General features: G+C 47.7%; 10 protein-coding genes. 9 read left to right on the plus strand and 1 reads right to left on the minus strand.

The window, feature by feature from the left end:
* The first annotated feature begins 143 nt into the window (after nt 1-143).
* The gene (locus L0660_RS07315) at nt 144-950 is read left to right on the plus strand and encodes a hypothetical protein (RefSeq protein WP_235158884.1); all 807 of its coding nucleotides are present in this window, start codon (nt 144-146) and stop codon (nt 948-950) included.
* Nucleotides 951-962: 12 nt separating this feature from the next.
* Here the strand turns inward: L0660_RS07315 and L0660_RS07320 are convergent, their stop codons facing one another.
* Nucleotides 963-2690, minus strand: a complete 1728-nt coding sequence (locus L0660_RS07320) for a serine hydrolase (protein ID WP_235158885.1) — start codon at nt 2688-2690, stop codon at nt 963-965.
* Between the two features lie 146 nt (nt 2691-2836).
* On the opposite strand from L0660_RS07320, the gene L0660_RS07325 reads away from it, so the two are divergent.
* The 8 genes from L0660_RS07325 to L0660_RS07360 all read left to right on the plus strand — a co-directional run bounded on the left by L0660_RS07325 (nt 2837) and on the right by L0660_RS07360 (nt 14792).
* Nucleotides 2837-5188 (plus strand): ABC transporter permease, encoded by a 2352-nt coding sequence (locus L0660_RS07325; RefSeq protein ID WP_235158886.1) that lies wholly within the window; start codon nt 2837-2839, stop codon nt 5186-5188.
* A gap of 89 nt (nt 5189-5277) precedes the next feature.
* Nucleotides 5278-6000 (plus strand): LytTR family DNA-binding domain-containing protein, encoded by a 723-nt coding sequence (locus tag L0660_RS07330; protein WP_235158887.1) that lies wholly within the window; start codon nt 5278-5280, stop codon nt 5998-6000.
* A gap of 2 nt (nt 6001-6002) precedes the next feature.
* Nucleotides 6003-8108 carry a HAMP domain-containing sensor histidine kinase gene (locus L0660_RS07335; RefSeq protein ID WP_235158888.1) on the plus strand — a complete coding sequence of 702 codons (2106 nt, stop codon included), beginning with the start codon at nt 6003-6005 and terminating at the stop codon, nt 8106-8108.
* Nucleotides 8109-8176: 68 nt separating this feature from the next.
* Nucleotides 8177-8716, plus strand: a complete 540-nt coding sequence (locus L0660_RS07340; protein WP_235158890.1) for a hypothetical protein — start codon at nt 8177-8179, stop codon at nt 8714-8716.
* A 103-nt stretch (nt 8717-8819) separates the two neighbouring features.
* Nucleotides 8820-9863: a sensor histidine kinase gene (locus L0660_RS07345; RefSeq protein ID WP_235158891.1), complete on the plus strand. Its 1044-nt coding sequence runs from the start codon at nt 8820-8822 to the stop codon at nt 9861-9863.
* A gap of 141 nt (nt 9864-10004) precedes the next feature.
* A complete protein-coding gene (locus L0660_RS07350) occupies nt 10005-11114 on the plus strand; it encodes a sensor histidine kinase (protein ID WP_235158898.1) in 1110 nt (369 codons plus the stop codon).
* A gap of 11 nt (nt 11115-11125) precedes the next feature.
* Entirely contained in the window at nt 11126-11908 is a 783-nt protein-coding gene (locus L0660_RS07355) for a LytTR family DNA-binding domain-containing protein (RefSeq protein WP_235158901.1), read from the plus strand.
* A gap of 58 nt (nt 11909-11966) precedes the next feature.
* Complete coding sequence (locus L0660_RS07360) at nt 11967-14792, plus strand: PQQ-dependent sugar dehydrogenase (RefSeq protein WP_235158902.1); 2826 nt, start codon at nt 11967-11969, stop codon at nt 14790-14792.
* Nucleotides 14793-14795 lie beyond the last annotated feature (3 nt).

Consider the following 14795-nt stretch of genomic DNA (forward strand, 5'->3'; position numbering starts at 1 on the left):
TAGTGTTAAGGCTTTGTACGCAGGATTATACTATTTGAACGGCCTTGCTCATAAATGCGGAAGTGCGGGAATGGTATATCAATGTGGTTAACGTCTTTGTTAAGTAATTGTGTGCTAACTTCATCCGTTCAACTTTGCCGCAAATGAAAACGCTCTTCCTGATCATTCTTACATTCACATTCATTGCCTGCAAGGACAAGGAAGTTGACAAAACATCTTTGGAAAGTGAGCCCTGCATGCTTCTGAGCTATGTAACAGATACAACCGGCAGCGGGGCAAAATTTGAGATCAATTATGACAAACAAAATCTCATAACGGGAACCACATACGCCTATACCGGCTATTTTGGGGATACGACGAAGATAAAGAGCACCATCAGCTATTATTACAATGAGGACAAGCCGTCGTCCATCAGCAATTCTGAGAACGAGAATGTCACTCGATTTGAATACAATAATGAAGGACTGTTATCCCAAAAAACCTGGTACGAAAAGAAAACGATTCCCCGCCAGAGAATAAATCTCGAATGGTCCGGCGGCAAGATCGCCCGGGTCAAAAGAAGCCTTTTCGAGCGGACCGGCGCCGCCGACGACCCGAAGAGCTATGTGGAAAAGGCGCACGATAACATTGAACTGGAAATCGATGCAAAAGGAAATCTGGTTACACTGAAAAGATACTCCACTAAAAATGAGCTCATTTCGACCAACGCTTACGAATACGACAATAATCCGAACCCATTTGCCAGACTATACAAAATCCAGGCGGCGTTTTTCGACGATCAGGAACATTTACTTTCTACCAATAACAGGACGAAAGTCACCACAACCAATTCCATGAGCGGGAAGGTTACGGTGCTCGATTACAAGTTCAACTACGATGCCGCCGGATTTCCCAAAGATGGATTTTACATGAACCAGCGGGCGCTTGCTATGCAATATAAATGCAAGTAGAAGCTCGCAGGATCATTCCTTTGCGAAATTCTCGGGCAGCTTTTTAAACCATAAATTGGCCACGCGTCCGTTTGTCATGCGAAGCCCGGTAATCTCCCCCGCTTTGCCGCGGACCATTTCAATATTTTGGACAAACCACCAGGGCGCATTCAGGCGGTCCTTATTAACCACATTCAGATCCACCTCGCCGTGATGCACATGGACGAGCTTTAACTTGTCGTCTTTGAAACTGATGGTGTAAAGGGTTTCAAGTTCCGGACTGTAATATTGTCCAGCAAAATCCGCTTTGCTGACATCCTTATCCTGCTTTGGCTCCACGCGGTTACCCGGATGTTCACCATTTTGCCGTAAGGTGATTTTGGTCACTTTATCCTCTTTCGGCTTGTGAAAAACGATCGAAGCCTCTACAACTTTCAGATAAAAAGTGGAATCGGAAGAAGGGAACATTTCAACCGCTTGCTGGCCCGTGGCCTGGGTCATATAGCGGTCGCCTTCTTTCCTGAAATTCAATATAAATCCGGGCGCTTCCGCGAGCTCATAGGAGCCAGCATATTGCCGGAAAAGGGTCGAGTCAAATTTATAGTTTTCGTTTTTCGGACTTTCAGCAGATTTTTTCGCCACCGATTTATCTTCTTTAAACAAAGACCCCATATAAATTCCCGCCACGTCAAATGCCTTCTTTTCCGGCGCAAATTCCGCCTGGTTACTCAGCACAATAAAGCCGTAATCTTCTTTCGGGAAATACGTGATAGACGACCTGAAACCGGCATCCGCACCATTATGGCCATAATAAGCCAAACCTCTGTATGTTCCGTGCGCCAGGCCGAAAGCGTAAGGCAATGTATCGCCCTTGGTAATACGGCCGCGTTCGAGCATTTGTTTCATCACCGCAGGTCCGCCAAGTTGTGAAGTGCGGAAGTTGTTTATCCAGAACAACAGATCATTAACCGTTGTAAACAAGCTCGTTGCACCCACATTACCATAGCTCAGAATGGCTTTCTCAAATCCGCCGTCATTTTCCTGTGATTTGTGGAAGGAATAGGCGCGCCCTTTTACAATGTGCTCCTGGTTATCGTAAAACAATGTATTTTTCATTCCCAGCGGCTTGAAAACTTCTTGCTGCATCCATTCGGCGAACGGCTTTTTACCAACTCGGCTTACTACCTCAGCCAGCAAAGTATAACCGGTGTTGCAGTACGCAAAGGCAGACCCTGGCTCAAAATTCAACTCTTTTTGCCTTTTGATCAGGTTGAAAACGTGTTGCTTGGTAATGACATCATCAAGCTGCCAGCCGGCCATGACCAGGAGGTTCCATTGGTCGCGCAGGCCGCTTGTGTGGTGGATCAGGTGACGGATTGTAATGGTTTTACCAAAATCCGGGACTTCCGGAATGTGCTTCCGAATGTCGTCATCCAGCGAAATTTTCCCCTGCTGGGCCAGCAATACAATGCCGTAAGCTGTAAATTGTTTGGACACAGATGCGACGTGAAATATGGTCTGCGGTCCGTTTTTTGCGCCTGTTTCTACATCCGATTCTCCAAAACCTTTGGCATATATCAGTTTACCCTGATGAACCACGCCCACTGCCGCCCCGGGACTGCCCGGCTTGTTCCATTCCGAAAACAGCGAATCAGCCCTGGCCGAAAGCTTGGGCGAAAGTTTGTCGGACTGCGCAAAAATGGTTGAGCTGTGCGCAACGGAAAGCAGCGCCGTGGTGATCAGGTAAAGTAGCGGTCTCATAGAGGATATGATGTATATTTTACTAAGAAACGAACAAAAAAGGATGCACGCAAAAATTTAAAAACTAAGCTTTTAGTTTTTAAACGTATAAGTTAGTTCTATATTTGAGAAATCATATTGATCCAATTCCCAAAATCTAAAAAGCCATGATAAAGAATTACTTAAAGATCGCCCTCCGGGTTTTGCTCAAACAACGCCTGTACACGTCTCTAAACATTGGCGGACTAGCCATCGGGCTGACGACCTCGCTGCTGGTTTTGCTTTGGGTCAAAGATGAAATGAGTTTTAACAAATTCCATCCCAATTACGACCGCATGGTGAAGGTTATGCTCAACATTGCGACCGAATCACAGACCACCCAGACCTATGAGCTTACCGCACCGCCCGTTGCCGAGGCCATGAAACGGGAAATTCCTGGCGTGGTAGATGCCACTTGCTCCTGGCAAAACAAAGCGGTGTTCACATATGGAGAAAAAACAAATGAAGAAACCGGTCTCATGGCGGACCGGACATTTTTGAAAATATTCAACTTCCCCGTTTTAAAGGGCAATGCAGAAACTGCGCTGAGCAAGCCAAATGTCATTTTGATCACGCAAAAATTTGCTGAAAAATATTTCGGTCAGACTGATCCTGTCGGGAAAGTGATCCGGATCGGGAATGCCGAACATTGTTATATCGAAGGCGTCCTGGAAAATGTGCCTTCCAACTCTTCGCTTCAATTCGACTTCATCCGGTCGATGCCCGATTCGATGAGCACGGCCTCCTGGGTGGAAGTGAAAGCCCATGTGTTTGCGCTTCTGGAACCGGGCGTGAACATGAAAAAGCTTCGGGATCAGATGAAACCCATCACCAAACGCCATATGCCTGAATTTGTCACCGGATGGAGCTATTTCCCATACAGCCTCAACGATTGGCATTTGCGGAGCCACTTCGAAAATGGAGTTTACACAGGCGGCGGGCGTATCAGTTACGTGCGGCTGTTTGTCGTAGTGGCCATTTTTGTCCTGATTATCTCTGCCATCAATTTTACAAACCTATCTATTGCTCGGGCAACCGGGCGTTCCAAAGAAGTGGGTATACGCAAAGCAATCGGCGCAAAAAAATCCGCATTGGTCGCACAGTTTCTGGGTGAGTCTTTTATCCTCACATTCCTGGCCGGGCTAATCAGCATAGGCTTGATATATGCCATACTGCCATTTTTTAATGATTTTCTAGACAAAAAAATCACCATCAACTGGCTGGACCCCTCCTACTCCGTGAGCCTGCTCGGCGTGCTGTTGCTTACCAGCTTACTGGCTGGATTTTATCCGTCGTTCGTGCTGTCGGCGTTCAAGCCGGTTCTGGTGTTGAAAGGCGCTGGTCTGGGAAATTCAGCAGGCCCCGCATGGCAGCGCAAGGCGCTTATCATAGTGCAGTTTACTATTACGAGCATTCTGATGGTCGGCACAGGCGTTGTATATCAGCAAATTGAATTTATCAAAAACCGTAATCCAGGCTACGACCAGCATGATCTGGTCCGGATAGAGGCCAGGGAACTGTCCCAAGTAAACCGTTACAGGCAGGCGCGGACAACATTATCCGAAGTCCCGGGCGTGGAAGCATTTTCCAGCGCGAGCGCTACTTTTCAGGGAACATTCGGGCGCAACTATGTGGAATGGATGAACGGCCAGCAGCGGGAAAGGAATATGTTCGCAGTCATCAGCGGCGATCATAATCTGACATCAACACTGAAAATGAAAATCCATTCGGGCCGGGAATTTTCCCCGTTGCTGGCTTCGGACAGTGCCGGCGTGATCATTAACCAGGAAGCAGCCCGCAGAATGAACCTGGCAGAGCCGGTTGGCAAGCAAATCCAGGTAAACGGAATGGAAATGACCATTACGGGCGTAGTTGAAAACTTCCATATCGCGTCCGTTCACCAGATGATCGAGCCCACAGTAATCTTGTTCCGACCATTCCAAACCCGGTTTTTCTTTGCCAGGATTAATAAAAATGGCAGAGCTGCCACTTTGGAACAGCTTAAAGAAAAATACGAATCGCTGCTTCCCGGCGCTATTTTCAGTTACCAGTTTGTGGATCAGGAATACGAGCGCATGTATCAGAGCGAGATACAGGTGGGCACGTTGGCCAATTGGTTTTCGGCTGTTGCCATCATTATTTCGTGCCTCGGACTTTTTGGCCTTGCATCATTCTCAGCGGAAAGGCGGACCAAAGAAATCGGCATCCGGAAAGTTTCAGGCGCTTCGGTCGCGGAAATTTTTGTATTAATGAACAAGGATTTCGTCAGACTTGTGTTGCTATCCCTGCTCCTGGCTGCCTACCCGGCCTGGTATATGATGAATCTCTGGCTGGAAAAATTCGCCTACCACACGCGCATCAACGAGTGGATTTTCGTCCTGTGCGGCCTCGGCACCATAATCATTGCCATCGTTACTGTGAGCTATCAAAGCATAAAAGCGGCTCTCGCCGACCCTGTGAAAAGTTTGCGGCATGAATGACGGGCAAAAACCTAACCTGCCTTTTTATTTTGTGGATATTTCAGGCCGATCCTTTTGCATATATTGAGCCGATATTTACTCATTCCTTTATGAACGGCAGTACGGTCCCGCATGTACGTTTTATTGCAATCGACGATAATCCACTGGATCTTCTTTTTATTACCGAATTCGCGAAAGCATTCCCGTTCCTGCAAAACTGCGGCGCTTTTTCGAGCGCGTTGGAAGGTTATGAAGCGCAGCAATACATTAAGCCGGATCTGGTTTTTCTGGACATTGAAATGCCCGGGTTCACCGGGCTTGAATTATTGCGCAAGATCCGGGCCGAGGTGGATATGGCCGTTTTCATCACGTCACATCCCGAATTTGCAATTGACGGGTATGAACTGTCCGCCCTGGACTACATTCTGAAACCGCTTACCCAGGGGCGGTTCGAAGCAACTGCGCGCAGAATCCGGGAATACGCGCTGATGAAGCACCGTTCCGAGGCTTACGAAGTGCTTTTCGAGAAAGATGTGCTCATGATCAAAGAAGGCCATAACCAGGTAAAATTGTCGCAAAAGGACATTATTTATCTGGAAGCCATGCAGGATTATACCAAAATCATCACACCGCAAAAAAACTACATTACATTATCCACGCTCACCTGCTTCATGGAGCAGCTTCCCTCCGACCGCTTCATGCGCGTGCACCGGAGTTATGCCGTTTCATTAAATCAGATCAAAGAATTGCGGCATTCGGAAGTGGTCTGCAACAACACCATTATCCCAGTTGGAAAGACTTATCGATCAGCCATTGCAAAGCTCAGACTTTGAATATGAAAAAATTTCTACTGATTCTATTAGTTTCAACCGCCTTACTTTCAAACATTTACGCCCAGTCGCTCCCCGACTTGTCTGGCTACAAAACCACAAAAGACAAGCTCGAAGCACTGGCTGACCTTTGCGATACACTGGCCCTCGCCGAGGATGTTGAACGTGAAAAAGTGGTTTCCAAATACGCATTAAAACTGGCGCCCGGCAACGATTGGTATTACCGTTCCATATTCCATTACAATCTGGGCTTCGCTTATGAAAGCGCCGATCCCGACAGCTCCATTTACTTCCACGAGCAATCTCTCGCAGACGCACGCAGGGGAAAGTTGCCGATCCGCATTCTGACTGTCCTGCAACGGCTCTTATTTTCCTATTATAATACGCCGGGGCACACCCACAAAAGCGACAATGCGCTCCGTGAAATGCTGGCCAGCATTGATACTACCAAAAATGAGAACAGCAAAGCCTCCCTGTATGCCACAATTGGGAATTATTATTCTGTCAAGGGACAATACAACACGCAGATACAGTATTTGCTGAAAGGCATCGCCATTAAAAAGAAGCTCATAGAGCAAGGTGTGACCAAAGACCGCGAAGATGTGGTAGTAGATCTGATGAGCCTTTCGGAGATATATATCCAAATGGCGCAGGGTGAAAAAGGCCTCTATTATGGCAAGGAAGCACGAAAATACATTGTGGCTTACAAACCGTATCTCAATCACCATTACAAAGACATGACGGATGTTTACATTCTGCTGAAACAACCGGGTATGGCAAAAATTTACTACGACAGTCTGGCCGGAATGATCACGCCCGACAACCAGAATTCGGGCCGACGCTCCAATAAAATAGCAGCAGACCTCACTTTTGCAGACTATTATATGTCTAACAAGCAGCTGGATAGCGCAGCGATTTTTATCAAACGTGCCAATGATCTCGCACCAAAGTGGGCAGGTGAATTCTTAATGTCACAGGTGAACTATATGACCGGGGAATTGTATATGGCGCAAAAGCAGTATGCGAAAGCCCTACCATTGTTAAAGGCAGCCGAACCGAACAGCACGGGCCTCGGCCTCGAAATTCATGCTTTTCTTTTGCAATCACTAGCCAGATGTTACGCTGCAACCGGTCAGTGGCAGCAGGCGTATGCCTATTATGATAAATATGCACCCATCCGTGATTCGCTGTATCTGGAATCGTCCAGGAAAAGCATTGCGGACGCGGAAGCGCAATACCAGAACAAAGACAAGCAGCAGCAGATCGAGATGAAAAACATTCAGATCGATAAAGCGCAAAAGCAGCGGATCTGGCTTATTTCCGGGCTCGCATTGCTAGCCTTATCATTGGTGTTGCTAAGCATTATTTACAGGAATAAAAGGAAAAATGCAGCAATTTTAGATCAAAAAAACAAAGAACTCGCCAAGCTGATCGCAGAGTTGGAAGAGGCCAATCATACGAAAGCCAAACTTTTCAGCATTATCAGCCACGACCTGCGTTCACCGATCAGCCAGGTTTACCAGTTTTTGAAATTGCAGCAACTGAACCCTAAACTGCTTTCTGACCTGCAAAAGGCCGAATTGAGCGAAAAAATCCAGACCGCCACAGGATCTTTACTGGAAACAATGGAAGATCTGCTGCTTTGGTCCAAAACTCAGATGAACCAGTTCAAGGCTGATATCCAGCCTGTTGACGTTTCCCTCATCGCTTCACAAAGCTTGAAGTTGCTGCAACTGAACATTGATTCCAAAAACCTGCGCGTCGAAAACAATGTTCCATCCGGGACAATGGTCCAAACCGATCCTTACTACTTACAGGCCATTATCCGTAACCTGCTTCAAAATGCAGTGAAAGCGTCTGACGAAAACGGTTTGATCCGGCTTGGCATCAATGGCAACGAAAACCGGCTTACCTTTTTCATCGAAAACGGAGGAAAAGCATTCAGTGAGGATGATTACCAGCATATCCTTGCCCAAAAAGATGCCGGAAAAGGCCTTTCAGGTCTGGGGTTGAAACTCGTAGACGAATTATCCCTGAAAACCGGACTCAGGATCGAATTCCAAAATCCTGCCGAATCGGTGACGCTAAGCCAGGTAACATTTCAGATGTAACTTTTCAAATGTAACTTCTGACATACTTATAGAGCACATTTAACCGTTGAAAGGCAAAGCCTTACTCCGTGTTCGCCAGACTATTACTGATCTTCATCCTTTGTGCATCCTGCGCTGCCGCGCAGCCTTACTATACGCGCATTCGCGGGGCTTTTGGCGCAGAAATTTTTGGCATTGCTCCCAAAGGCGCCTTCGTTGCCGAGGCTGCATTTGGATATACGAAGAGGTCGTTCTGGGACGTTCAGGCGGGAATTGGTGCGGTGAGCCAGCCGGAATTTCGCAGTCCTGCATTTTCGGCAGCATTAACGCATTGTTTTATTTTAAATCCCTATAAACGAAACTCGTGCACGCCGCATCCACACCATTATGCCGTCGAAACCTACCTTGAAGCAGGAATTGCCTCCTTTTTCGTTGATCGCTATGACCGGGGCTTGCATTCGGGAGTCAACGGACAACCAGCATTAACACCGTCGGGAATTGCAGGATTGCGTTTTAACCTGGTAACCGACCGATGGATTTATATTTTAAAGATCAGATACACGCCACCGTTAGTTTCCAATCCAATCGCTTCCCAAGCCGGCGTGGGGCTCGCCATGGCCTGGCGCTGAAAAAGAAACCGATGGACCCACAAAAAACATCGGCGGCCTGATAAGTAATTATTTAGGGTTCGCTATTTTTGAATTTATCTTGCAAAACCCTTCCTGAATTATCGTGAGGCCGCGTTTTTTTTCGAAATACGAATGGTGGTATCATCTGGCGATTATGCCTGTGTTCTGCGCTGTCGGCAATTATTACTTTATAGGAACAGTCTATTTCCGGGAATTTCCGGTCTTCGTGAAAGCGACATTGCTTGTGCTGGCGCTTTACTGGTTTTCGATCGTGATGCTTACCCTTGTGGTCCGCTGGATCATCAGCAGGTTTCCGCATGTGGATGAGACACGGCCGCGCTTGCTGGCCATGTTACTGGCAGTAGGGACGCTTACAATGGGACTTGCTGCTTTTGATGTATGGGCTTACAGCGTTACGCCTGGCCTCGAAGTGCAGTTTACCTGGCAGAATATCTGGCCGATCATGATCCTGGGCGGCTTTTTCGACATTTTTCTGTGTTCCATGCTCGGCCTATTTTACTCTTTGGAACAATGGAAAAAAAATCAGACGGAGAGTGAAAAGCTGGAAAGGGAATCGCTGCAACACCAGTTTGATGCGCTCAAAGGACAGGTTAACCCGCATTTCTTGTTCAACAGCCTCAATACACTTTCCGCACTGATCGGCGATGATCAGGATAAGGCGGAAGAATTTGTCGAAGATCTGGCCAAAATTTACCGCTACATTTTGCAGGCCTCCAAAACGGAGCTCGTTCCGGTCCAGGCTGAATTCACTTTCCTGCAAACTTACGCGCGGCTGCTGGGTGCGCGCTATGGCGAGAGCCTGCACATTATAGAAGCGGAACCTTATGCGGGCGAACTGCTCGTCCCGCCGCTGGTGTTGCAGGTTTTAATTGATAATGCGATCAAATTTAATACCATGAGCAAAGCGAAACCGCTGACTATCGAAATAGGGATTGCATTTAGTCAGCGACTTATGGTCCGGAACAACATTCAGAACAAAGTCAGGACGATGGCGACGGAGCAGGGCGGGCTGTCCGGCTTGCGCGTAAAATATCATGCACTTAGCAACCGCGAGCTGCGCGTGGACGAAACGGACGAGCATTTTACAGTCACCGTTCCGTTGCTTTCCGCCCGGGTGCGCGCTTGATGTACAGATGCGAAACGGTACAATTCATGTATTTGTTCATTCAATTGATACAACATACATTCCCGCGTTTGGCACTGCGGGTATACTTTTGAATTCATTAACAAACTGAAATCGCGGCCAGAGTCCCCGGGCCGGCGCACAATGAACAACGGAAAATTGATAGCAGGAATGTCAGGTGCATTGAGCCCCAAAACGCGCTGGTCGTACGTGCTGACGATGCCGGTTTTCCTGCTTTTCTTCAATTATCTCATGGTGGGGCCGGGTTTTTACAGCAATTGGAAAACATTCGGGGGAAGCACATTGCTGAATGGTTCGCTACTGACCATCACGTTTTTTATTCAATCCAAAATCAGTGACAACATTGCGCAGCGCCATCCCCGACTGGACCAGACCATCAGGCGCATTTTCGTATCCATAGCCGCACACGCGGCAATTTCCGGTGTTTTTTTGTTGCTGATCGCCTGGTTATACATTGGTTTCGGGCTGTTCGGGTCCACGCTCACCGTCCAGAAGATACTGACCATTTACCTGATCAATATGGGCGCAATTATGCTGGTTATGGGCATTCAGGAATCTTTTAATGCCATCGGCAGATGGAAACACCATGAAGTGAACCGCGAAAGGTTGATGAAGGAAAATGTTAACGGACAACTGGAAAGTCTGAAAGCGCAGGTCAGCCCGCATTTTTTGTTCAATACATTAAATTCATTGTCGACATTAATTGCCGAAGACCCGCGGAAGGCCGAGCAGTTTGTGGATGAAATGGCGCGCGTTTACCGTTACTTGCTGCAAACCAATCACGCTTCTCTGGACGACAGCGATTTCAGCCAGCTCACCACATTACACAAAGAACTTTCCTTCATTGAATCATACGGACATTTACTAAAAACGCGCTATGGAGACGGAATGAAGCTGTATGTACATGTGGAGAAGCATTTGATGAACCGCAGGATTCCGCCATTAACATTGCAATTACTGGTTGAAAATGCAGTCAAGCACAATGTGATCCGCGCCAGCCGGCCGCTCACCATTTTCATACTAAGCACGCAGGACGGGAATTTAATGGTGCGTAACAATTTGCAGAAGAAGACATTGACCGCCGGTGCCGAAAACCTGGAATCGACCGGCGTGGGACTTGTCAATATCATTACCAAATATAAGCTTCTCAACGAACAGCAAAAGGACATTTCACAGCCTGTCGTTGAGAGTAATCACGAATTCTTTACCGTAATACTGCCATTAATAGCCTGAAAATTAAAATTATGGACGCACTAATCGTAGAAGACGAAGACCTGTCGGTCAGAAGATTAAGAAAATTATTGACTGAAACCGCGCCCGACCTGCTTATCAGCGGCGTGACCGATAGCATTGAAGAAACCGTGGAATGGCTGAGAAACAACCAGAAGGCAGGCCGTGCCGATCCGGACCTCATTTTTCTCGACATTGAGCTGTCGGATGGGCAGAGCTTTGAAATATTCAACCGCGTGCAGGTGACCAGCACCATCATTTTCACAACCTCCTACGATGAATATGCATTGCAGGCTTTCAAACTCAACAGCATTGACTACCTGCTGAAACCCGTACACCGCGACGATCTGCAGCGGAGCCTGCAGAAATATGAAAACATGCGTGCATTACCAGCCGAAGACTCGCTCGAAGGGATTAAGAAATTGCTGGAAGGATTTCAGAAAACGAGCAAGAAAGAATACCGTCAACGGTTTTTGGTAAAACAAGGTCAGAAAATGCTGTCCATTGAGGTAAGCGAGATCGCCTATTTCTTTACCGAAGAACGTTACAGCTTCTTTGTAACGGACAATAACCAGAAATTGCTGGTGGATTATACCCTGGATGAGCTCGCAGACGTGCTGGATCCTGCTCGTTTTTTCCGCATTAACCGCGGGATGATGGTGACGCACAAAGCGGTTGACAAAATCGATCCATATTTTGGAAGCCGTCTTGCGCTCAGCCTGCGACCGTCGCATAATAAGGAAGCGCTGGTAAGCCGTGAAAAAGTGGGTGATTTCAAACATTGGATGGGAAAATAGGAATAAGAATTTTTAACGATAATTTGTTATATTTCCAGTAAACTCTTGTTTACTACCTATGACAAACCTTTCCCCGCGTTTACGGCGAATTTCGCGTGTCCTGAAAAACACCGCCCAGATTCCCGCTTTTTTGCTGATTGCAGCATTCACTATTCAAGACAGTCCGCCTAAGCCGGATGAAAGCCGCTTTACGCCCATTGTGGTGGCGGAGAACCTGGACGAACCCATGGTTTTTGAAGTGCTTCCCGACGGTTCGGCTTACATTATTGAAAGAAAGGGCGCTTTGAAAAAATACAATGCGTCCACCCAGTCCACCGACCTGATCGCGATGATCCCCGTTAACACCAAATACGTTAGCGCAGAGGGAGTTTCCCGGGAAGCTGAGGAAGGACTGATGGGTTTTACTATGGACCCCAATTTTGAAAAAAACCATTGGATCTATCTTTATTACGCGCATCCGACCGAGAAAAAACACATTCTTTCACGTTACGAATTGCGGGATGACAAACTCATAGAAAGCTCAAAAAAGGATGTGATCGAGGTGGTTACACAACGCGAGGTGTGCTGCCACACGGGCGGCGGGATGACCTGGGATAAAGGTGGTAACCTGTATCTGACGGTTGGTAACAACACCGGAAACCAGAAAGCCGCTCAAACCGACGAGCGCGAGGGACGCGCCAGCTGGGATGATCAGGGACATGCGGGAAATACGAATGATCTGAGAGGGAAAATCTTAAAAATCCATCCCGAACCAGACGGCTCGTACACCATTCCGGAAGGCAATCTTTACCCAAAAGGAACGGCAAAAACGCGTCCTGAGATTTACTCAATGGGCCACAGGAATCCGTGGCGCATTGCCGTTGACAGCAAAACGGGCTTTTTATACTGGGGTGAAGTGGGGCCGGATGCCAGCGAAGATTCGGAGATCGGGCCGCGGGGTTATGATGAGCTGAACCAGGCCAGAAAGCCGGGTAATTTTGGATGGCCCTGGTTTGTGGGCGATGATCAGGCATTCCCGGTGTATGATTATGCCGCCAACAAGCCTTTGGCAAAAAAAGACCCGAAAAATCTGGTCAACAATTCACCAAACAACACGGGCTTGAAAGAGCTTTTACCAACTGCCCCTAGTTTTATTTACTATCCTTACGGCATTTCTGAAAAATTCCCGGCCGTGGGTTCCGGTTCAAGGAGCGCAACAGGCGGACCAATTTATCACCGTGGGGATTTCAAATCACCAAAAAGACCATGGCCGGCATATTATGAGAACAAATGGATCGCTGCCGACTTCTCCCGCGGCTGGATTATGGCCATTTCTATGAGCCCGAATGGTGATTATGAGTCCATGGAACGCGTGTTGCCGGCTTACCATCCGGTGCAGCCTATCGACATCAAATTCGGCCCGAATGGTGACTTGTATGTGCTTGAATACGGCAGCAACTGGTTCAGAAAGAGTGAAAATTCGAGGTTGATCCGCATTGAATACAATGGTGGGAACCGCAAGCCGATTGTTCAGGTTTCTACGGATAAAAAAGGCGGAACAGTTCCGTTTCAGGCGAAGCTTTCTTCGGCCGGAACAAAAGATTTTGACGGAGATAAACTGAAATACAGCTGGAAAATCACGGGTAACGGCGGCGCTGCGAAAACATTTGCCACAGCTGAGCCAACTGTAACATTTGATAAACCAGGCGTTTACACAGCCAGCCTGACGGTAAGCGACGCCAAAGGCGCTTCCAATTCGCAATCCCTGAGAATTATTGCAGGTAATGAGCCGCCAAAGGTCTCGGTGAACTTGGACGGAAATAAAACATTCTTTTTCGCCGGAAAACCCATTCCCTATTCCATCGACGTCACCGACAAGGAAGACGGTAGTTTACTGGAAGGAAAAATCAAACCTGAGGAAATTGCGGTGAGCATTGACTACGCCTCAGAGGGTTTTGATTATGCCGAAGTCATTCAGAGCCAGCGCAGTGTAGATGCGAGCACGCAGTTTGCCGTTGCCCAGGTCCTGATCGGCAAGAGCGATTGCAAAGTCTGCCATCAGGTGGACGCAAAATCGGTAGGACCCTCATTTGCAGATATTTCTAACAAATACAAAGGTAAGCCGGGCATAACGGAAGCATTGGTAGGGAAAATTCTCAAAGGCGGAGCCGGGGTTTGGGGTGAAGTGGCTATGCCTGCACACCCCGCATTGCCTGTGGCCGATGCCGAGACCATTGTAAAATACATTCTCAACAGCACGGACAAGACATTGAGTACATTGCCTGTCAAAGGTGAATTTACACCGAAAATTCCTGCACAGGATAATGGAAAAGGCTCCGTACTGATCAGGGCGGCATTTACGGATCGCTCTATGAGCGGCAACAAGGCCATCCCTGCCCAGACAACGGAAGAAATGATCGTCCTGAGAAGCCCGGAACTGAATGCGGCCGAAGCACCGATTGTGCAAGGTGCAGATATGAAAGCACTGGGAACAGCCGGGCTTGGTTTTAGCGTGGTGACTTTTGCAAACAGCTTTCTGGCTTTCAAAGAAACTGATCTGACTGATATAAAGGCACTTGAAATGAATGCCGCGGCCCAGAAACGGGAAGGCGCCATGGGCGGCAAGATCGAGATTCGGCTGGATTCACCTACCGGAACGCTCGTTGGTGAACAGCATGTAGAAATTGCTCCGGAAGTGGATATGGCCAAGCTAATGGCTGAACTGGAAAGCCAGAAAAAGCCGGTTGAAACCGTAAAACCGCCGCGTCGCCCTACCCGCGCGCCGGTTCTGGTTAACATTAAGCCAACCACCGGCAAACATGACATTTATATATTGTTTAAAAACGAAACGGCGAAGCCGATCGAACCATTGATGACGCTTTCCAAGATCACTTTCAAGCAGTAAGAA

The sequence above is a fragment of the Dyadobacter sp. CY351 genome (assembly GCF_021502625.1).
Classification (GTDB): Bacteria; Bacteroidota; Bacteroidia; order Cytophagales; family Spirosomataceae; genus Dyadobacter; species Dyadobacter chenhuakuii.

What these genes read in the sequence shown, in the direction of transcription:
- L0660_RS07335 (WP_235158888.1), top strand. Translation starts at nt 6,003, where the DNA reads ATGAAAAAATTTCTACTGATTCTATTAGTTTCAACCGCCTTACTTTCA.
- L0660_RS07320 (WP_235158885.1), bottom strand. Translation starts at nt 2,690, where the DNA reads ATGAGACCGCTACTTTACCTGATCACCACGGCGCTGCTTTCCGTTGCG.
- L0660_RS07330 (WP_235158887.1), top strand. Translation starts at nt 5,278, where the DNA reads ATGAACGGCAGTACGGTCCCGCATGTACGTTTTATTGCAATCGACGAT.
- L0660_RS07355 (WP_235158901.1), top strand. Translation starts at nt 11,126, where the DNA reads ATGGACGCACTAATCGTAGAAGACGAAGACCTGTCGGTCAGAAGATTA.
- L0660_RS07315 (WP_235158884.1), top strand. Translation starts at nt 144, where the DNA reads ATGAAAACGCTCTTCCTGATCATTCTTACATTCACATTCATTGCCTGC.
- L0660_RS07350 (WP_235158898.1), top strand. Translation starts at nt 10,005, where the DNA reads ATGAACAACGGAAAATTGATAGCAGGAATGTCAGGTGCATTGAGCCCC.
- L0660_RS07360 (WP_235158902.1), top strand. Translation starts at nt 11,967, where the DNA reads ATGACAAACCTTTCCCCGCGTTTACGGCGAATTTCGCGTGTCCTGAAA.
- L0660_RS07325 (WP_235158886.1), top strand. Translation starts at nt 2,837, where the DNA reads ATGATAAAGAATTACTTAAAGATCGCCCTCCGGGTTTTGCTCAAACAA.